Genomic DNA, 19,228 nt, shown 5'->3' on the forward strand with positions numbered 1-19,228 from the left:
TCAGTGGCCCGGGCCTCGCGTCGCCCGACCGGACAGGACCCCGGCGAACACGATGGCGAGCACACCGGCCAGGGGGACGACGACCAGGCCGAGCCGGAGTGAGGCTGCGTCGGCAATTGCGCCGACGACGGGCGGCGAGACGAGGAAACCGACCCTGAGCAGCCAGGCGAGGATCGTCAGTCCGGAGCCGGGGCGGAATCCGGGCAGTTCGTCTGCCGCGTGCATGGCCGCGGGGATCAGGGTCGCCACCCCGAGTCCGGCGAGGCCGAATCCGACCACGGTTCCCGGGATCGACGGGACCAGGAGGGCGCTCCCCATGCCGACGCAGACGATCACGCCGCCCGTTCTCGCGACATAGCGCTGGCCGAACCGGTCCACGAGCCGGTCGCCGAGCATCCGCCCGATGAACTGCATGCCCTGGAGTGCGATGAAGCCCAGGCCGGCGACGAAGGCCGATGCGCCGAGGTCCACGGAGAGGTAGATGGCCGACCAGGAGCTGCCGGCGTCCTCGACGAGTGCCCCGGACGCGGCGATGAGCACGAGGGCGAGGAGTACCGCGTATTTCGTCAGGACGCCCGCCGCCCGCCCGGCGCGGGTCTGGACTCCGGACGGGAGAGGGTTCGCTCGCACCTCCGCGGGTTCGGGTCCGGGCAGGAGCATGCGGTAGGACAGCATGGCCAGGAGGCTGAACAGCACGGCGGAGAGGGTGAGGTGGACGGCAAGGGGAATGCCGAGCCCCGCGGCGAGGGCGCCGAGCGCGCCGCCGGATACCGCACCGATGCTCCAGACCGCGTGGAACGAGTTGAGGATCGAGCGTTTGTAGAGCCGCTGCACCCGAAGCGCGTGCGAATTCTGGGCGACGTCGGTGATCGAGTCCATTGCGCCGGCCAGGAACAGCCCGGCCGCGAGTGGAAGCCAGCTCGGGGCCACCCCGGCAAGCAGGATGCCGATCGCTGTGAACACCGTTGCGACGATCGCCACGCGAGACGAGCGGAAGCGGCGCACGAGCATCCCGGCGGTCAACCCGGCGAGGAGCGCACCGAGCGGGTAGGCGGCGACCGCGAAGCCGAATTCCGCGTTCGTGAGGCCGAGGTCTGCCTTGATCTCGGGATAGCGCGGCAGGAGGTTCGCGAAGATCGCGCCGTTCGTGAAGAAGAGCACGCCGACCGCAACGCGGGCCCGGCGTGCCGCGACCGGAGGCCGCGACACCGAGGCCGGGGCAGAGCCGCCAGAATCCTCGGTCGCACCCGTGCTCTCATCCGTGCTCTCAACGTTCACGGTCGAAGGCTACAGCGTGGCAGCGGCGCCTTCCGTGGGCGGGCGCTGGAGGAGCTCGATCAGCAGGATCGCGACGAGGGCGGTGACGGCGGTGCCGATGATCACACCCGTCGTCAGCGGACGGACGAACACCACGACGGCCGCAGCAACCAGCGCAACCGCGACCCGCGCGTATCGCCGCACGGAATAGAGCCAGACGCCGAAGGCTCCCGTGGTCCCGCCTCGTCGTTCCGCCGACGAGCGGATGCTCCTGGCGGAGTCCACGGTCAGCCGGCGGACCACGATCGCGCCGCGGAAGGGACCGGCGAGATAGGCCACCACAGCCACCGTCACGCCTGCTGTCCCGACAGCGAGTGCAGTCGCGGTGATGAACGGCACGATCGCCTCGTAGGTGGCCAGTGCGGCATCCCGCGGCATGTACTGCGGCGAGACCGAGCCCGCGAAGATGATGCGCCCGACGGAGATCCCCGCCGCCAGCACCGCCATCGAGAGCGCGAGCAGAAGACCCGCCCAGATCAGCGCACGCGCCTTCAGCCTGGCCACGACGACGCCGGCCGCCAGGAGCAACAGGCTCGCCCAGGGCAGAACGAAACCCAGGATATCCAGGATCTGGTACGCGACCCGGGCCTGGACGAGGGAGTCGGACTGGGCGACCTGGACCGTGCGGTTGATTTCCGGGATCCGATCGGCGAGTGCGAAGCCCTGGGAGACGAGGGCGCTCTTCACCGCTGCGATGAGCGGTGCCAGCTGGATGCCGACCTCGCCCTGGGCTCCGATGGTGAGCGGCCCGCTCGTGTCGCCCTGAAGGGCCGCCATGAACTGGGAATGGCTGACCCGCAGGGTCTGCTCCCAGATGTTTGCGAAGGCGTCTGACGCGATCAGTCGCTGGGTCGCCGTGCGGACCAGGGAGCGCGCACCCTCAATCGCCGGTTGTTTGAGCAGGCCCAGGGCGGCCTGCGCCCTCGGCGCCAGGTTGAGCTGGGCGATCCCATCGAAGAGGTCCGTGGCAATCGACTCGAAGTCGACCTGGTCGTCGATCACCGTCGTGATCTGGTCGACGAGGAACGCCTGGAATGCCGGGTCATCCACAAGAGGCGAGAGGGTGGCCACGAATCGGCCGGTGTCGGTGACTTCGGTTTTGGTCCACGTCGCGACGACGGCGACCGGGGCGAGAATGACGCCGATGGCGATCAGGAGTGCGGCGCAGAATGCGCGGAGCCGGAGCGAGGCCCTGGTGGGTTCGTACCCTGCGGGAGTGCCGGGCGGTGCGGTCTCCAGCCGGGCCTGCAGCTGGGCGACCTGGGCGGAAAGCCGTTCGATCTGTTGCTCGGGGGTTTCGATCTGCGCCATCGGGTCCCTGCCTCTCGAGAGTGCGCGGCGCTCTCCCGCGCAGGCCCATTATGGCTCGGTCTGTGGGATTCGGCCCGGAAATCCGCTAGACTGGCCCCCGTGAAGGGGAGTATCCCTCAGGACCCACTGGGTCTGATGATCTGATCGTCAACACGGACCGCGGCGCAGGGGTTCCGGTCGGATCGGCGGCGTGCATTCGTCGCGGGAGAGACTTTCAGGTTTCCTGCCTGCCCTCCTTCCCTCGAAAGGCCCCTCCGTGGATCTTGCCCTGCCCCTCTGGTTCGAAATCGGTTCCCTGGTCCTCCTGACCCTCGTCCTGGTCGGCGACCTGCTGATCGTGTACAAGCGACCGCACGTTCCCTCGATGCGCGAGGCCAGCCTGTGGGTCGTCTTCTACGTCGTGCTCGCGCTGCTGTTCGCGCTCGCGATGCTGCTCCTGGCCGATGCCGAGCACGCCGGACAGTTCCTCGCCGGCTGGCTTACCGAGTACAGCCTCAGCATCGACAATCTCTTCGTCTTCGTGATCATCATGGCGAGATTCTCCGTGCCGCGGAAATACCAGCAGGAGGTGCTCATGGTGGGCATCATCATCGCGCTCGTCCTGCGCCTGATCTTCATTCTTCTCGGCGCCTCGCTGATCGAGAACTTCAGTTGGATCTTCTATATCTTCGGCGCCTTCCTGCTCTACACCGCCGTGCATCAGGCCGTCGCCAAGGAACCGGATGCGAACGAGGCCGACAACGCCTTCGTGAAGATGATCCGCCGTCGCCTCAGGATCTCCCCGACCTTCGACGGGTCGAAGATCCGCACCACCGTCATGGGCCGCCGGGTCTTCACCCCGATGCTGATCGTGTTCATCGCCATCGGCACGACGGACCTCGTGTTCGCCCTCGACTCGATCCCCGCCATCTTCGGAATCACGACGAGCCCGTTCATCGTGTTCACGGCCAACGTGTTCGCCCTGATGGGACTGCGGCAGCTCTACTTCCTGCTCGGCGGGTTGCTCGAACGACTGGTGTACCTCAAGTACGGCATCGCTTTCATCCTGTTCTTCATCGGCGTCAAGCTCGTCTCGCATGCGCTCCACACCAACGAGGTCCCCTTCATCAACGGCGGCCACGGTGTGGGCTGGGCTCCGGAGATCGACACCTGGACGTCGCTCGGCGTGATCGTCGTCTCGATGGCCGTCGCCACGATCGCGAGCCTGATCAAGGCGAACCGCGACGCCCGCGCACGCGGCCACAGTCTCGGCGAGGAGCTGTCGCTCACCGAGAAGGAGTAACGCGGTCGCACCGTGCCGGGGCGACGCGAAAAGCCCCCCGAATTGGTACCGTGGATCTCTGGCGCCTCGTCGAGGCGCGATCGGGCCGGCTCGGAACACGCGCCGCAGGACGAGGGAGCACCGGTTTGGTCCAGAGCGCGGACACGATGACCCTCCCCGCGGTGACGATTTCGTTCGGTGTGGGCGCGCGCAGCGAGGTCGGCCGGGTCCGGCAGCTCAACGAGGACAGCTTCATGGCTCATTCTCCGGTCTTCCTCGTGGCCGACGGGATGGGCGGGCACGCCAACGGCGACGAGGCGAGCCAGACCGTCCTCCGGGTGTTCGAAGAGCACATCGAGTCCGGGCGTCCCTCGACGCCCGAACGTATCCTCGACGCGATCCACTCGTCCAACGACGCGGTGCGCGACCTGAGCGGCGCAGACGATTTCGGAGCCGCGGTGAGCGGGACGACGCTGGCCGGCGTGGCCTTCGTGGACGCCGGAGCGGACATCGGCCTGCACTGGATGGCATTCAATGTGGGCGACTCCCGCATCTACACCTGGGACGGGGTGCACCTGGCGCAGCTGTCCGTCGATCACTCCGCGGTGCAGGAACTCGTCGACGCGGGGCTGATCACGGCGCGGTCGGCCGAACTCCATCCCGAGCGGAACATCATCACGAGGGCGATCGGGACCGATGAATTCGTCGACGCGGATGTCTGGCTCGTGCCGGCATCCGGTCACCGTGCCTTTCTGATCTGCTCCGACGGCCTCACCAAGGAGCTCGAGCCGGACGACATCTCGAGGCTCCTCACCGAGCAGCAGCCCAACGGCCAGCAGGCCGTCGTGGACGCCCTCGTCGACGAGGCGCTCGCGCGCGGAGGGCACGACAACGTCACGGTCGTCTTCGTCGAATCGGTCGTGTCACCGTCGTGACCTCCGGCGAAGACTCGGCGCGAAGTGTTAGCCTGTCCGAGTGCTGTACGGTCGACTCCTTCTTCTCTGCCGCGACGAGTCCCAATTCTGAGGCCTCCCTCGTCGCGGAGACTGTCGTTGGCTGCCATCAAATCTTGAGGAAGACGCACACACATGACTAACGCATCGATGTCGGGCGAACGCCCGCGCACCCTGGCCGAGAAGGTCTGGGACAAACACCTGGTCAGCAAGGGTTCCGATGGAACCCCGGACCTGATCTACATCGACCTGCACCTCGTGCACGAGGTCACGAGCCCGCAGGCGTTCGACGGCCTGCGCCTCGCCGGGCGCCGGCTGCGCCGACCGGACCTGACGATCGCGACCGAGGACCACAACACTCCGACGCTCGCCATCGACCGGCCGATCAAGGACCTGACGAGCCGCACCCAGATCGAGACCCTCCGCCGCAACTGCGAGGAATTCGGGGTGCGTCTCCACTCGCTCGGCGACATCGAGCAGGGCATCGTGCACGTCGTGGGGCCGCAGCTCGGACTCACCCAGCCGGGCATCACCGTCGTCTGCGGTGACTCGCACACCTCGACGCACGGCGCCTTCGGGGCGATGGCCCTCGGCATCGGCACGAGCGAGGTCGAACACGTCATGGCCACCCAGACCCTGCCGCTGCAGCCGTTCAAGACCATGGCCATCACGGTCGACGGCACCCTGCGCCCCGGCGTGACCGCCAAGGACGTGATCCTCGCCGTGATCGCGAAGATCGGTACCGGCGGCGGCCAGGGATATGTGCTCGAATACCGCGGCAGCGCCATCCGTGCCCTCTCGATGGAGGGCCGCATGACCATCTGCAACATGTCGATCGAGGCCGGCGCCCGCGCGGGCATGGTCGCACCGGATGCGACGACGTACGCCTACCTGAAAGGTCGCGCGCACGCGCCGGCCGGTCAGGACTGGGACGACGCGGTCGCGTACTGGGAGACCCTCGCGACCGACGAGGGCGCCGTCTTCGACGCCGAGGTCGTTCTCGACGCCGACACGCTCGAACCCTTCGTGACCTGGGGCACCAACCCCGGCCAGGGCGTCTCGCTGAGCGAGACCGTGCCCGATCCGGCCGGAGTCGCCGACGCCAACGAGCGGGCCGCCGCCGAGCGCGCCCTCGAATACATGGACCTCGCGGCGGGCACGCCCATGAAGGACATCCGGGTCGACACCGTCTTCCTCGGTTCCTGCACCAACAGCCGCGTCGAAGACCTGCGTGCGGCCGCCGAGATCGTCAAGGGCCAGACCATGGCGCCGGGCCTGCGGATGCTGGTCGTGCCCGGGTCCGCACGCGTGCGGATCGAGGCCGAGGCCGAAGGCCTGGACAAGATCTTCACCGACTTCGGCGCCGAATGGCGCTTCGCCGGCTGCTCGATGTGCCTCGGCATGAACCCCGACCAGCTCGCCCCCGGCGAGCGGTGCGCCTCGACGAGCAACCGAAACTTCGAGGGCCGCCAGGGCAAGGGTGGGCGCACCCACCTGGTCTCCCCACTCGTCGCGGCGGCAACGGCGATCCGCGGCACCCTCTCGAGCCCCTGGGACCTGGTCGCCGCCGGCATCGTCACGGCCGACGCGATTCCCGCCGACCTGGCCCCTGCTGCGGCACCGGCACTGGATGGAGCACTCTGACCATGGACAAGTTCATGACCGTCACGGGCGTCGCGCTGCCGTTGCGCCGCTCCAACGTCGACACCGACCAGATCATCCCCGCCGTCTACCTCAAGCGCGTCACCAAGACCGGTTTCGAAGACGCCCTCTTCGCGGCGTGGCGGACCGACCCCGAGTTCGTCCTGAACCGTCCGGAGTACGCACAGGCCAGGATCCTCGTCGCCGGTGCGGACTTCGGCACGGGTTCATCCCGCGAACACGCCGTCTGGGCGCTGCGTGACTACGGCTTCGACGTCGTGCTCTGCCCCCGGTTCGGCGACATCTTCCGCGGCAATGCCGGCAAGCAGGGTCTGCTGGCCGCACAGATCACCGAGGAAGACGCGCAGAGGCTCTGGAGCATCATCGAGGCCGACCCGGGAATAGAACTCACCGTCGATCTGGTTGCGCGTACAGCACGCGTCGGCGATTTCACCGTCCCGTTCCAGGTCGACGACTACACCCGTTGGCGCCTGCTCGAAGGCCTCGACGACATTGGCCTGACCCTGCGTGATGAAGCGCGGATCGCAGAATTCGAATCCCATCGGGAGCCGTGGCGGCCCCGTACTCTTCCAGCAAGGCAGGTAAGTTTGTGAGCACCATCAGCGAGATCGCCCAGAACCGTGAAGACGCAGCCGTGAAGGCGCAGCTTCTCGAAGACGAACAAAACCGTGAGAACGCGCAGAGCTGGGGGGCCGCTGTGGGGCTGCAAGGCGACAAGATCACGATTCGCGGCGGAATCCCGCTGATCGGCAGGATCGAACTCAAGGGCGCGAAGAACCTGGTCACCAAGGCCATGGTCGCCTCCCTGCTCGGCGAGAGCCCGAGCATCCTGAAGAACGTGCCCAACATCAGCGACGTGCGCATCGTGCGCGAGCTGCTCGCGGTGCACGGGGTCAAGGTCACGGACGGCCCTGAGCCCGGCGAACTGCTGCTCGACCCCGTCGACGTCGAGAGCGCGCACTTCGCCGCGATCGACGCGCACGCCGGATCCTCCCGCATCCCGATCCTCTTTTGCGGGCCTCTCCTGCACCGCCTCGGCGAGGCGTTCATCCCCGACCTCGGCGGATGCCGCATCGGCGACCGGCCGATCGACTTCCACCTCGAGGTGCTGCGCAAGTTCGGCGCCGTCGTCGACAAGCAGCCCAACGGCATCCGGATGTCCGCCCCGAACGGGCTGCACGGCGCCAAGGTCTCCCTTCCGTACCCGAGCGTCGGCGCGACCGAGCAGGTCCTGCTCACGGCCGTGCGCGCGGAGGGCATCACCGAGCTCAAGGGCGCGGCGATCGAGCCCGAGATCATGGACCTGATCAACATCCTGCAGAAGATGGGTGCGATCATCACGGTCGACACCGACCGGGTCATCCGCATCGAGGGCGTCGAACGCCTCGAGGGCTTCAATCACCGGGCCCTTTTCGACCGGAACGAGGCCGCGAGCTGGGCGGCCGCTGCGCTTGCGACCGACGGAGACATCTTCGTCGGCGGCGCCCGCCAGTCCGAGATGCTGACCTTCCTCAACGTGTTCCGCAAGGTCGGAGGTGCCTTCGAGATCCACGACGACGGCATCCGCTTCTATCACCCGGGCGGTGACCTCAAGCCCGTCGTCATCGAAACCGATGTGCACCCCGGCTTCATGACCGACTGGCAGCAGCCGCTCGTGATCGCCCTCACTCACGCCCATGGCGTGTCGATCGTGCACGAGACCGTCTACGAGCAGCGGTTCGGCTTCGTCGACGCCCTCGTGGAGATGGGCGCGACGATCCAGATCCACCGCGAGTGCCTCGGCGGCCACCCGTGCCGCTTCGGGCAGCGCAACTTCAACCACTCCGCTGTCATCGCGGGCCCGACGAAGCTGCACGGCGCCGACATCGAGGTTCCCGACCTGCGCGGCGGCTTCAGCCACCTGATCGCGGCGCTCACCGCCGAGGGCACCTCGACGGTCAGCAATGTCGGAATCATCAGCCGCGGCTACGAAAACTTCATCACCAAGCTGCGGCTGTTGGGGGCGGACTTCGATCTCGAAGGATAATGGCTCTGTGCCAGTCAACGGAGCAAGCCCGTCATCCGAACCGTCCGTCGAACCTGATCAGTCAGCGAAAGCGGTGAGGGTGCGCAAGGAGACCTTGCAACCCTCCGTGTTCTGGATCCTCGCGACGATCGTGCTACCCGCGGTCAACCTTGCGGTGCGCTATCGAGTGACGGACGCCCGCAAGCTCCCGCAGACCGGGGCATTCGTGCTGTCTCCTAATCACTTCAGCGAGATCGACCCGATCGTCGTCGGTGCACTCGCGTGGAAGCTCGGGCGTGCCCCCCGGTTCATGGCGAAGGCATCCGTCTTCAAGATCCCGGTACTCGGCTGGCTGCTGCGCAAGTCCGGCCAGATCCCCGTCGAACGCGGCGGAGTCGCGCGCGGCAACGAGCCCGTCAAGGCCGCCAGACGGCTCGTCGAACGCGGCCAGATGGTCATCGTGTACCCGGAAGGGTCGCTCACCCGCGACCCCGAGCTCTGGCCGATGCGCGGGAAGACCGGTGCCGTGCGGATCGCGCTCGAGCAGGGCATCCCGATCGTGCCGATCGCCCACTGGGGCACCCAGGACCTGATGCCGCGGTATTCGAAACGGATCAGCCCGTTTCCCCGAAAGACCATCCACGTGAAGATCGGCGATCCGCTGTCCTTCGACGAGTTCAAGGGACGCGGCCTCGACACGGCGACCCTGAACGAGGCGACGGCCATCCTGATGGATGCCATCACCGGGCTCCTCGAGGACCTCCGCGGCGAGAAGGCCCCGGCGAAGCGCTGGAACCCCTCCGAGCACGACCAGAAGGAGACCGGCCGTTTTGAAGGCTAAACAACGGCAGGGTGTCCCTGCCGGAACGCGCGTCGCCGTGCTCGGAGCCGGAAGCTGGGGCACGACCTTCGCCAAGATCCTGAGCGACGGCGGCGCCGACGTCGTGCTCTGGGCCCGTCGGCCGGAACTCGCCCGCGAGATCACGGAGGGCCGGAGGAACAGCGACTACCTTCCGGGAATCAATCTCCCGATCGGGCTGCGCGCGACCCCGCACCTCGACCAGGCCCTCGCCGGAGCCGAACAGGTCTTCATCTCGGTGCCGAGCCAGTCGCTGCGGGAGAACCTGGTCCTGATGGAGCCGTTCCTCGAGCCCGACGCGATCCTGGTGTCGCTCATGAAGGGCGTCGAACGCGGCTCCGGCCAGCGGATGAGCCAGATCATCGAAGAGATGCTGCCCATCGACCCGCACCACATCGCCGCGATCTCCGGACCCAACCTCGCCCTCGAAATCGCGAGGGAACAGCCGACGGCCGCCGTCGTGTCCTCCACGAGCCTCGAAACCGCCCAGGCCGTCGCGATCCTCGCGACCAACAGCTACTTCCGCTCCTACGTCAACACCGACGTGATCGGTACCGAATTCGGCGGTGTGCTGAAGAACCTCATCGCCGTCGCGATCGGCATCGTCGACGGTGTCGGCTACGGCGAGAACACCAAGGCCTCGATCATCACCCGCGGCCTCGTCGAGATGACCGACTTCGCCGTGGCATACGGCGCCCAGCCGGAGACGCTCGCCGGCCTCGCCGGCCTCGGCGACCTCATCGCCACCTGCCAGTCCCCGCTCTCTCGCAACAACACGGCCGGGCGACTCCTCGGCCAGGGCTACAGCATCGCGGACGTCGTCAAGCAGATGCAGCAGACCACGGAAGGCCTCGCATCCGTCGGCCCGATCCTCGACCTCGCCCGGGCGAAGGGGGTCGACATGCCCATCGTCGAACAGGTGCGGCAGGTGCTGGCCGGTACGCTGAAACCGCGGGATATCGCCCCACACCTCACGACGGATTCGGCGGAACCGCAGGGCGAAAGGACAATTGATGACGGACAAGCTCACAGTAGCGCTGCTCTTTGGGGGTCGGTCAAGCGAACACTCGATCAGCTGCGCCACGGCCGGCGGAGTCCTGGCGGCAATTGACCGGTCGCGCTACGACGTGATCCCGATCGGGATCACCCGCGACGGGGCGTTCGTGCTCGAAGCGGATGACCCAGCGCACTTCGCGCTCGGATCCTCGGCTGCCGAACTGCCCGTCGTCACAGACAACGGCACCCGGGTGCACTGGCCGGAATCGGCGCTGGACCGCACGCTCCGCGTCGTCGACGTTCCCGGCGGCACCGCCCGCTCCCTCGGCACGGTCGACCTCGTCTTCCCGATCCTGCACGGCCCCTACGGCGAAGACGGCACCATCCAGGGCCTGCTGGAGCTGCTCGGGCTGCCGTTCGTCGGCTCCGGCGTGCTCGCCTCGGCCCTCGGCATGGACAAGCACTTCACCAAGACCGTCTTCCAGCAGGCATCGCTCCCGGTGGCACCGTGGCGCACGATCACCGCGGCCGACTGGGCGGAGGCGCCGGGGATGGCGTATGCGGCGCTCGCTGAACTGGGGCTGCCGGCGTTCGTCAAGCCGGCCCGCGCCGGGTCGAGCGTCGGTGTGAGCCGGGTCACCGACCCCGCCGAGCTGGTCCGTGCCATGGAGACCGCCCTCGCGGAGGACGACAAGGTACTGATCGAGGCCGGTCTCGTGGGGCGTGAACTCGAGGTGGCGGTGCTGCAAGGCCGTCCGGGGGAGCCGTCGCGGGCATCCGTCGCCGGAGAGGTGCTCGTCACCGGGCGCGACTTCTACGACTTCGACGCCAAGTATCTGGGAGCGGCGGGCATCGAACTGGTCTGTCCCGCAGCCCTGGAACCGGCGGAACTCGCCGAGATGCAGCGGATGGCGATCCGGGCGTTCGACGCGATCGACGGCGCCGGACTGGCGCGGGTCGACTTCTTCCTCACCGACACGGGCTGGGTCATCAACGAGATCAACACCATGCCCGGCTTCACGCCGATCTCGATGTTCCCGACCTGCTGGCTGCAGAGCGGCTACACCTACCCGGCGCTCATCGACGAACTGATCTCGGTCGCCCTCGCCCGCCGCGGTGTTCGAACTAATTCGACGGAGATTTTGGTCTAACCGGCCCGAATCCGGTCTCCCGCGTCCTCTTCTCGGCAAAAACTCCGTCGAATTGGTTCGGATCGGGGGTGGGGTACGGATCGCCGGCCCGCGTGCGTCAGGGCGGGGGCTGCCGGCCTACGCAAGGTCGGAGATTTTCGCGACACGCCGTGCCATCCGGCGGCGGATGCCGTGGTTCGCGAAAAACTCCGACCTTGCGGTTCAGCCGGGCGAGGAAACCGCCGGGACTACGGCGCGGGCGTTGCCGTCGGCGCGAGGGTTCCGCCGTCGGTGGGCAGGGTCAGGTCGGCCGCGCCCAGGCACTTGGCCGTCGCCGGGATGACCGCCATCACGGCGGCCAGGTCGACGAGCACGGTCGATCCACTGACGACGCCGGAATCGATGACGACCTCGCTCGCGGGCGTGCGCCCGTAGGTCGTGTACCGGTAGAGCGGAGCGGCGGAGTCGTCTTCGATCCAGTCGATGCCGTTCACGTTGAGGCACGGCAGCGTTGTCGGGGCGGGCACGGCAACACCGCAGTGCAGCAGCACGGCGGCCGGGCTGCCCCACGCACCCGTCGCTTGCGCGTTCGTCTCACGTTCGGCCTGGTCTGCGACGAGGGTCGGCAGGTGCACGACGATGTCCGCGCATCCGGGGTTCACCGCATCGGCCGCGGGCTCGAGGGCGACGCTCGCCGTGCATCCGCTCAGGAGCACGACGCCGGCCAGGGCGAGTGCCACGGTGGCCGGGGTGCGGCGGGAGGTACGGCGGGAAGTCATCGCATTCAGGCTACCGTTTGAAGATGACCACTGCTGCGAAGACCCCTGCCGCGAACTCACCGACGGCCGCTGCGGGGGAATCGCGCACTGAGCACGGTGTCGGTGTCGGTGTTGGTACCCGTGCTGCTGCTGCGGCCACCGCCTCGACGAACCCGGGGTCGACGGGCGCCGCGCCGGAGCAGACCCTCGCCGAGCTGAGCGAGGGCCAGGTGCTCGCCCGGATCTTCCCGCGGCTGCCCGACGCCGCGACCCAGCTGCTCGGACCCGGCGACGACGCGGCCGTGCTGCGCGCTCCCGACGGACGGTTCGTCGTCACGACCGACATGATGATCCAGGGCCCGGACTTCCGGATGGCCTGGTCGACCCCGCACGACCTCGGCTGGAAGGCCGCGGCGACCAACCTGTCCGACGTCGCCGCGATGGGCGCCCGCCCGACCGCACTCGTGGTCGCGATCGCGGCCCCGCCCTCGACCCCGATCTCGGTGATCGAGGGCATCGCCGACGGACTGCGGGACTGCTGCGAGGCCCTGGCGCCCGGCTGCGGGGTCGTCGGTGGCGACCTGTCCGCCTCGGACGCCCTCACGCTGGCCGTGACGGCCTTCGGCGACCTCGAGGGCCGGGAACCCGTCCTGCGCTCCGGAGCGCGCCCAGGCGACGTCGTGGCCCTCGCCGGGGGACTCGGTGAGGCCGGAGCCGGCCTCGAACTGCTCTTCCGTCACGGCGTCGACGCGAACGGCGTTCCCGATGCCGCTCTCGCGTCGGCGGTCCGGGAACAATACCCGGTCGAGGTGGGTGCCCAGCTGGCGCCGTCACCGCCGATCGACCTCGGCCCTGCCGCCGCCATCGCGGGGGCGACCGCGATGATGGACCTCTCCGACGGTCTCTTCATCGACGCCGGGCGTCTGGCGAAGGCGAGCGGCGTCGGTATCGACTTCGCCGCCGACGCTCTCGGCGACAGTATCGGCCTCGCGCTCGGCGGCGGTGAGGACCACGGCCTCCTCGCGACCTTCCCGGCCGACGCTGTGGTGCCGGAGGGCTTCCGGGTCATCGGCACGGCGACGGATGCCGCGGGCGCGGTCCTCGTGGACGGCCGCACGCACGAGCAGGGTGGCTGGGACCCGTACCGGGGCTGGGACGGGGCCCTCGGCTGACGTTGCACAGGCGCTGGACGCCCGAGACTCGCCCCTGACGCCGAGTGTCGCCGCTCGAACGGCGACGGTCGGCGCGAACGGCGACACTCGACGAGGCTGCGGCGGCAGGGCGGCGGCTAGTTGTCGGCGAGCACCGGGGCGGCGTACCAGACGGTCGTGTCTCCGTAGTCCTTGCGGCGCTCGGCGGCGAGACCCGGGCCCCAGAACGGCTCGGGGGAGCGGGAGCTGCGCTCGACGACGACGAGCGCGTCCGGGTCGAGCAGGGGGGTCAGCGCGAGCAGGTTGTGCCCGAGTTCGACGTCGGAGAGCTCATACGGCGGGTCGAGGAAGACGAGCTCGAACCCCTCGCCCGTCGCCGCGAGAAAGGACTGCACGGCCTGCGCGGAAACGCGGATCGAGGGACCGTCCTTCTTCGGGGCGGCCTTGAGCACCGCGTCGGTGTTCTTCCGGCACATCTGCGCGGCCCCGTAGCTGTTCTCGACGAGAGTCACGATCCGAGCACCCCGGCTCGCGGCTTCGAGCCCGAGGGAACCGGAGCCCGCGTAGAGGTCGAGCACCCGGGCACCCCTGATGACATCGCGGGCGTCGAGGGCGGAGAAGATCGCCTCCCGCACCCGGTCGCTCGTGGGCCGCGTGCCTGACTTGGGAACGGCGAGGGGCTGGGAACCGGCGAACCCGGAGATGATGCGCGTCATGTCCGTTCGAGCCTAGCCGGACCGGAGTGTCGGCGGCCGCGCCTACGATCGAAGCATGACGGATGCGACCGCGGCGGCCGGTGTGAAGTTCATCGGTGCCCTGACCCTGGATACCCCACTCACGGCAATCCGCCCCGTGACGCCTGCCGAGGCGAAATCGCTCGCCAAAGCGTTCGACATGCGTACGGTCGGCGACCTGCTCAGTCATTACCCCCGCCGCTACGCCAGGCGCGGCGAGCTCAGCGCGATCAGCGAACTTCCGCTCGACGAACAGGTCACGATCTTCGCCGAGGTGCGCTCGGTCTCCACCCACGAGATGAAGACCCGCAAGGGCTCGATCACGACCGTCAAGATCTCCGACGGCCGCGGCATCCTCACCCTCACGTTCTTCAACCAGGCCTGGCGCGAGAAGTTGCTCGTACCGGGCACCCGCGGCATGTTCACCGGCAAAGTGACCTCGTTCAAGAGCCAGCTGCAGCTGGCGCATCCGCACTACAAGCTCTTCGTCGCCGGGAGTGACGAGGAACAGGAACATGAGATCCCCACGGAAGGCGAGGCCTGGCTCGTCGAGCCCGTCCCGGTCTACCCGGCGACCGCTGCGGTAACGAGCTGGGACTTCCAGACGATCGTCGGAAAGGTACTCAAGCACCTCGGCCCTGTCGAGGACCCGCTCCCGCCCGCGCTCCGCGCCGAACGCGGCCTGCTCCCGCACCGCACGGCGCTCGAGCTCATCCATCAACCCGTCGTCGACGCCGACTGGATCAGGTCCCGCGACACCCTCCGCTTCACCGAGGCATTCGTGCTGCAGAGCGCGCTCGTGCAGTCGCGCAACGCCGCCAGGGCGACTCAGTCGACCGCCCGTGTGCCCGTCCCCGGCGGGTACCTCGAGCGCTTCGACGCCCGACTGCCGTTCACCCTCACGGCTGATCAACAGACGGTCGGGGCCGAGATCGCGAGGGACCTTGCCGACACCGCTCCGATGAACCGGCTCCTGCAGGGCGAGGTCGGCTCCGGCAAGACGCTCGTCGCGCTGCGGGCGATGCTCGCCGTGGCCGATACCGGGGGACAGGCCGCCCTGCTCGCTCCGACCGAGGTGCTCGCCGCCCAGCACCTGCGGTCGATCGTGCAGATCCTCGGCCCAGACCTGGCCGCCGAACTGGTGCCTGTGCTGCTGACCGGCAAACTGCCCGTCGCCCTCCGCAGGAAGGCGCTGCTGCGGGCGGTGTCCGGCCAGGCCAGGATCGTGATCGGCACGCATGCCCTGCTGGCCGAATCGGTGTCATTCTTCGACCTCGGACTCGTCGTCATCGACGAACAGCACCGCTTCGGCGTCGACCAGAGGGAGGCCCTCCGCCTCAAGGGCGCGGTGCCCCCGCACCTCCTGGTGCTGACCGCGACGCCGATCCCGCGCACGGTCGCCATGACGGTCTTCGGCGACCTCGACGTGTCGACGATCGCCATGCTCCCGGCCGGCAGGCAGGGCATCCAGACCTACGTGGTGGCACTCGCCGAAAAGCCGCAGACCTTCTCGCGCGTCTGGACCAGGCTAGCCGAGGAGCTCGCTCTCGGCCGTCAGGGTTTTGTCGTGTGCCCTGCGATCGCGCCGAAAGAACTCGAAGAGGGCGAGGAGATCGATCAGGCGACGGATGCCAGTGCGTCCGACCCGACGCTGGCCACACCCCCGGAATCCGTCGAGGTCGTGCTCGAGAGGCTGCGAGCCCGGCCGGAGCTCGATGGGGCCAGGATCGAGCCGCTGCACGGCCGGATGACCGCGGACCAGAAGGACCAGACGATGGTCGCCTTCGCCGCGGGGGAGATCGACGTGCTCGTCGCGACGACGGTGATCGAGGTCGGCGTCGACGTACCGAACGCCTCGGTGATGGTGGTGCTCGACGCCGACAGGTTCGGGGTCTCGCAGCTGCACCAGTTGCGCGGCCGCGTCGGCCGCGGCGGAGTCCCTGGACTCTGCCTGCTCGTCACCCGCGCGGAAATCGACTCGCTCGCACGGTCGCGGGTCGAGGCCGTCGCCGCAACCCTCGACGGCTTCGAGCTCGCCGAAATCGACCTCGAGCTGCGCAGGGAGGGAGATGTGCTCGGCAGCACACAGTCCGGCGGGCGCTCGTCGCTGCGTCTGCTGCGGGTCGCGACCGATGGTGAGCTCATCCTGGAGGCGCGCACCCACGCACAGGAGCTCGCGGCGCAGGACCCCCTGCTTGAGAGCGTGCCGGCCCTGCGGGATGCGGTGCGCAGGCGGCTCGACGACGCGGAGCGTGCCTCGCTCACCAAGGGCTGAACGGCGCTCCCTCGGCGGGCGGGACCTCTCCCAGCCCGCTCACGGCCTACCCCGCCACCCACGAAGTGGGGGTGACATCCGGCCTATCCCGTGCCAAGAGCGCGGTGCTACGTTGCCTCAACAATCCAACACAGTGCATCAACCAGTGCAGTCTGGGCTTTCGTAGACCGGCGCTCACCCTGGCGTCGACTACGCGACAGGTCGGGTACGAGCGTGCCTGGACCCGTGACTCATGGGTGAGTGCCCCGGCTGGGAACCGATTGACCCAGAGCCAGCCAACGCGCTGCCCGCACCCTTCCCATCGATTCCCGACACCCGAACGGATGATGACATGAACAGGTCCGACCTGCAGTACAGGAACGGCTCCCGGCCAGGGCCGAAACGGAATCCCGGCCGGCGGAAGCCCCAGTGGCGCGCCTTCGGGACGGTTTTCGTGCTGCTGCTGTCCCTCGGATCCGTTCTGGGCGCGGCCTTCCCGGCCCAGGCGGCAGCGACAACCGTGGTCACCCTGACCTTCGACGACGCCAACTACAATCACCTCGCCGCAGCCCAGACCATGAAGTCGCACGGCCTGGCCGGCACCTTCTTTGTGCCGTCCGGGTGGGTCGGGCAGCCGGGCTACATGTCGGTGGACGATCTCAAGACTGTCGAGGGTCTGGGCAGCGAGATTGCCGGCCACACGATCAACCACCCCTCCCTCCCCTCGCTGAGCACCGATGACGCCACCCGGGAAGTCTGCAACGACCGTGCAAACCTGGTCGCAATGGGATTCAAGCCCACAGATTTCGCGTATCCGTTCTCGGAAACGACAGCGGCAGTCGAGACGATCGTCAAGAACTGCGGCTATCTCAGCGCCAGGGGCCTGGGCGACGTGCTTTCGGCCAAGGGAACGGCCTGCGCAGGCTGCGTCCAGGCGGAGAGCATCCCGCCCGCGGATCCCTACCTCACGAAGGCACCTGAAGAAATCGATCGGACCTGGACACTGGCCGACCTTGAGAAGCAGGTGACCGATGCGCAGGCACTCGGCGGCTGGGTGCAGCTGACGTTCCACAACATCTGCGACGGATGCGACACCGGACCCCTGCAGCTCGACACTCCGACGGCCGTTTTCGACGCGTTCACTGCCTGGCTTGCCGCCGGAGCGGGACCGAACGGAGCGGGAACGTCGGTCAAGACCGTCCAGCAGGTGATAGGCGGGACGTACACACTGCCCGTCGCCGGTCCCGTTGCGCCCGTGGTGGCGCCCCCGGCCGCCGGCGTCAACGGGGTCGTGAACCCCAGCCTCGAAACGGCGGGGACCGTGACGGTCGGAAACGCCTTGCCGACGCCGAAGTGCTGGTCAACGGCCGGCTATGGGACAAATGTACCGACATTCGCGCTTCTGGCGGCGGCCCATACCGGGACCGTGGCCATGAGCCTGAGCATGGCGTCCTATGCCAACGGTGATGCGAAGCTCCTGCACACGATGACGGAAGCTGGATGCGCGCCGAGTGTGGCTCCCGGCCATACGTACTCGCTGAGGGCGTGGTACAACTCAACGGTTCAGACCCAGTTCGTGCTGTACTACCGCACGTCCATCGGCGCCTGGATCTATGGAACGTCTAGCCCGTATTTTCCCGCGAGCACCACGTATTCCCAGGCGGCGTGGACCACGCCGCCGATTCCGGCGGACGTCAGTGCGATCAGTTTCGGGCTCAACCTGTTCCAGAACGGCACTCTGGTGACCGACGACTATGCGCTGTATGACACGGTCGGCGCGCCGTCGACGGCCACGGCGACGCGGTTGTGGGGGCAGGATGCCTATGGCACGTCGGCCGCGATCTCCGCGGGCACGTTCCCGACGCCGGGCGTTCCGGTCGCATACGTCGCCACGGGTGAGACCTACCAGGACGCTTTGTCCGGCGCCGGTGCTGCCGGGGTGAACAAGGGTCCGGTGCTGCTCGTTCAGCGAAACGGCATTCCCGCCGTCATCGCGGCGGAGCTGGCCCGGTTGAAGCCGGTACGGATCGTGGTGCTCGGCGGCAATCTGGCTGTCTCGGATGGTGTCTTCGCGAGCCTCTCCGGGGTTGCTCCGACGACGCGGACGTGGGGCCAGGATGCCTACGGCACGTCGGCCGCAATCTCCGCGGGCACGTTCCCGACGCCGGGTGTTCCGGTCGCATACGTCGCCACCGGGGCGGCGTACCAGGACGCTTTGTCCGGCGCCGGTGCTGCCGGGGTGAACAAGGGTCCGGTGCTCCTCGTCCAGCCCAACGGCATTCCCGCCGTCATCGCGGCGGAGCTGGCCCGGTTGAAGCCGGCTCGGATCGTGGTGCTCGGCGGCAATCTGGCTGTCTCGGACGGTGTCTTCGCGAGCCTCTCCGGGGTTGCTCCGACAACGCGGTTGTGGGGCCAGGATGCCTATGGCACCTCGGCCGCGATCTCCGCGGGCACGTTCCCGACGCCGGGTATCCCGGTGGTGTACCTCGCAACCGGGGCGACATACCAGGACGCGTTGTCCGGAGCCGGTGCTGCCGGCGTGAACCAGGGTCCGGTGCTCCTCGTCCAGCCCAACGGGATTCCTGGTGTCATCGCGGCGGAACTCGCCCGGTTGAAGCCGGCCCGGATCGTCATCCTCGGCGGAAACCTCGCGGTTTCCGACGCGGTCATGGCCCAGTCGCTGGCCCTCGTCGGCTAGAGCGCGTACGAAGGCCGGGCGGGAGACCCCGCCCGGCCTTTCGCGCGCGCTGTCGGCCGACGGATATGGCCTCCCAGCAGGGCGAATGCCGAGAGTGTTCCGCTCGGGGAGGCGCGAGGCGTGCTCGCGCGTTAGGGTA

The 19,228-nt window shown here is 68.3% G+C and carries 15 protein-coding genes; 11 read left to right on the forward strand and 4 right to left on the reverse strand.

Annotation, left to right across the window (positions count from 1 at the left end; all coding sequences use genetic code 11):
• Window positions 1-1,278, reverse strand: a complete 1,278-nt coding sequence (locus MQH31_RS05455) for an MFS transporter (protein ID WP_243011221.1) — start codon at window positions 1,276-1,278, stop codon at window positions 1-3.
• A 9-nt stretch (window positions 1,279-1,287) separates the two neighbouring features.
• Entirely contained in the window at window positions 1,288-2,628 is a 1,341-nt protein-coding gene (locus MQH31_RS05460) for a hypothetical protein (protein WP_243011222.1), read from the reverse strand.
• A 256-nt stretch (window positions 2,629-2,884) separates the two neighbouring features.
• Between MQH31_RS05460 and MQH31_RS05465 the strand changes: the two genes are divergently transcribed.
• From MQH31_RS05465 to MQH31_RS05500, 8 genes are all read left to right on the forward strand, one after another.
• Window positions 2,885-3,910, forward strand: coding sequence for a TerC family protein (locus tag MQH31_RS05465; RefSeq protein WP_134532415.1), 1,026 nt, complete (start codon window positions 2,885-2,887; stop codon window positions 3,908-3,910).
• Window positions 3,911-4,035: 125 nt separating this feature from the next.
• Window positions 4,036-4,824, forward strand: a complete 789-nt coding sequence (locus tag MQH31_RS05470) for a PP2C family protein-serine/threonine phosphatase (protein ID WP_243011223.1) — start codon at window positions 4,036-4,038, stop codon at window positions 4,822-4,824.
• Window positions 4,825-4,977: 153 nt separating this feature from the next.
• Window positions 4,978-6,486 carry a 3-isopropylmalate dehydratase large subunit gene (gene leuC / locus MQH31_RS05475; protein ID WP_243011224.1) on the forward strand — a complete coding sequence of 503 codons (1,509 nt, stop codon included), beginning with the start codon at window positions 4,978-4,980 and terminating at the stop codon, window positions 6,484-6,486.
• Between the two features lie 2 nt (window positions 6,487-6,488).
• Window positions 6,489-7,097: a 3-isopropylmalate dehydratase small subunit gene (gene leuD, locus MQH31_RS05480; protein ID WP_243011225.1), complete on the forward strand. Its 609-nt coding sequence runs from the start codon at window positions 6,489-6,491 to the stop codon at window positions 7,095-7,097.
• A gap of 104 nt (window positions 7,098-7,201) precedes the next feature.
• Window positions 7,202-8,530: a UDP-N-acetylglucosamine 1-carboxyvinyltransferase gene (gene murA / locus MQH31_RS05485; RefSeq protein WP_134532999.1), complete on the forward strand. Its 1,329-nt coding sequence runs from the start codon at window positions 7,202-7,204 to the stop codon at window positions 8,528-8,530.
• 79 nt (window positions 8,531-8,609) lie between these two features.
• On the forward strand, window positions 8,610-9,350 hold the full coding sequence (locus MQH31_RS05490; RefSeq protein ID WP_241975986.1) for a lysophospholipid acyltransferase family protein: 741 nt from the start codon (window positions 8,610-8,612) through the stop codon (window positions 9,348-9,350).
• A gap of 37 nt (window positions 9,351-9,387) precedes the next feature.
• Window positions 9,388-10,479: an NAD(P)H-dependent glycerol-3-phosphate dehydrogenase gene (locus MQH31_RS05495; protein WP_372488128.1), complete on the forward strand. Its 1,092-nt coding sequence runs from the start codon at window positions 9,388-9,390 to the stop codon at window positions 10,477-10,479.
• Window positions 10,382-11,515 carry a D-alanine--D-alanine ligase family protein gene (locus tag MQH31_RS05500; RefSeq protein ID WP_243011227.1) on the forward strand — a complete coding sequence of 378 codons (1,134 nt, stop codon included), beginning with the start codon at window positions 10,382-10,384 and terminating at the stop codon, window positions 11,513-11,515. Before MQH31_RS05495 ends, MQH31_RS05500 begins: the two co-directional genes overlap by 98 nt.
• Window positions 11,516-11,742: 227 nt before the next feature.
• Here the strand turns inward: MQH31_RS05500 and MQH31_RS05505 are convergent, their stop codons facing one another.
• On the reverse strand, window positions 11,743-12,273 hold the full coding sequence (locus tag MQH31_RS05505; protein ID WP_243011228.1) for a DUF3515 family protein: 531 nt from the start codon (window positions 12,271-12,273) through the stop codon (window positions 11,743-11,745).
• A gap of 23 nt (window positions 12,274-12,296) precedes the next feature.
• Between MQH31_RS05505 and thiL the strand changes: the two genes are divergently transcribed.
• Entirely contained in the window at window positions 12,297-13,424 is a 1,128-nt protein-coding gene (gene thiL, locus MQH31_RS05510) for a thiamine-phosphate kinase (RefSeq protein WP_243011229.1), read from the forward strand.
• A gap of 116 nt (window positions 13,425-13,540) precedes the next feature.
• On the opposite strand, the gene rsmD is transcribed toward thiL, so the two are convergent.
• Complete coding sequence (rsmD, locus tag MQH31_RS05515) at window positions 13,541-14,119, reverse strand: 16S rRNA (guanine(966)-N(2))-methyltransferase RsmD (protein ID WP_243011230.1); 579 nt, start codon at window positions 14,117-14,119, stop codon at window positions 13,541-13,543.
• A 55-nt stretch (window positions 14,120-14,174) separates the two neighbouring features.
• Between rsmD and MQH31_RS05520 the strand changes: the two genes are divergently transcribed.
• Window positions 14,175-16,412, forward strand: coding sequence for an ATP-dependent DNA helicase RecG (locus tag MQH31_RS05520; protein ID WP_243011231.1), 2,238 nt, complete (start codon window positions 14,175-14,177; stop codon window positions 16,410-16,412).
• Window positions 16,413-16,743: 331 nt separating this feature from the next.
• A complete protein-coding gene (locus tag MQH31_RS05525; protein ID WP_243011232.1) occupies window positions 16,744-19,089 on the forward strand; it encodes a cell wall-binding repeat-containing protein in 2,346 nt (781 codons plus the stop codon).
• Window positions 19,090-19,228: the final 139 nt, after the last annotated feature.

Origin of the sequence: Cryobacterium zhongshanensis (assembly GCF_022760445.1) — a bacterium.
GTDB lineage: Bacteria > Actinomycetota > Actinomycetes > Actinomycetales > Microbacteriaceae > Cryobacterium > Cryobacterium algoricola.

Bases quoted from the DNA above. Each gene is read 5' to 3' on its own strand.
- MQH31_RS05460 (WP_243011222.1), bottom strand. From the start codon at position 2,628: ATGGCGCAGATCGAAACCCCCGAGCAACAGATCGAACGGCTTTCCGCC.
- MQH31_RS05520 (WP_243011231.1), top strand. From the start codon at position 14,175: ATGACGGATGCGACCGCGGCGGCCGGTGTGAAGTTCATCGGTGCCCTG.
- MQH31_RS05505 (WP_243011228.1), bottom strand. From the start codon at position 12,273: ATGACTTCCCGCCGTACCTCCCGCCGCACCCCGGCCACCGTGGCACTC.
- MQH31_RS05500 (WP_243011227.1), top strand. From the start codon at position 10,382: ATGACGGACAAGCTCACAGTAGCGCTGCTCTTTGGGGGTCGGTCAAGC.
- thiL (WP_243011229.1), top strand. From the start codon at position 12,297: ATGACCACTGCTGCGAAGACCCCTGCCGCGAACTCACCGACGGCCGCT.
- MQH31_RS05525 (WP_243011232.1), top strand. From the start codon at position 16,744: ATGAACAGGTCCGACCTGCAGTACAGGAACGGCTCCCGGCCAGGGCCG.
- rsmD (WP_243011230.1), bottom strand. From the start codon at position 14,119: ATGACGCGCATCATCTCCGGGTTCGCCGGTTCCCAGCCCCTCGCCGTT.
- leuD (WP_243011225.1), top strand. From the start codon at position 6,489: ATGGACAAGTTCATGACCGTCACGGGCGTCGCGCTGCCGTTGCGCCGC.
- leuC (WP_243011224.1), top strand. From the start codon at position 4,978: ATGACTAACGCATCGATGTCGGGCGAACGCCCGCGCACCCTGGCCGAG.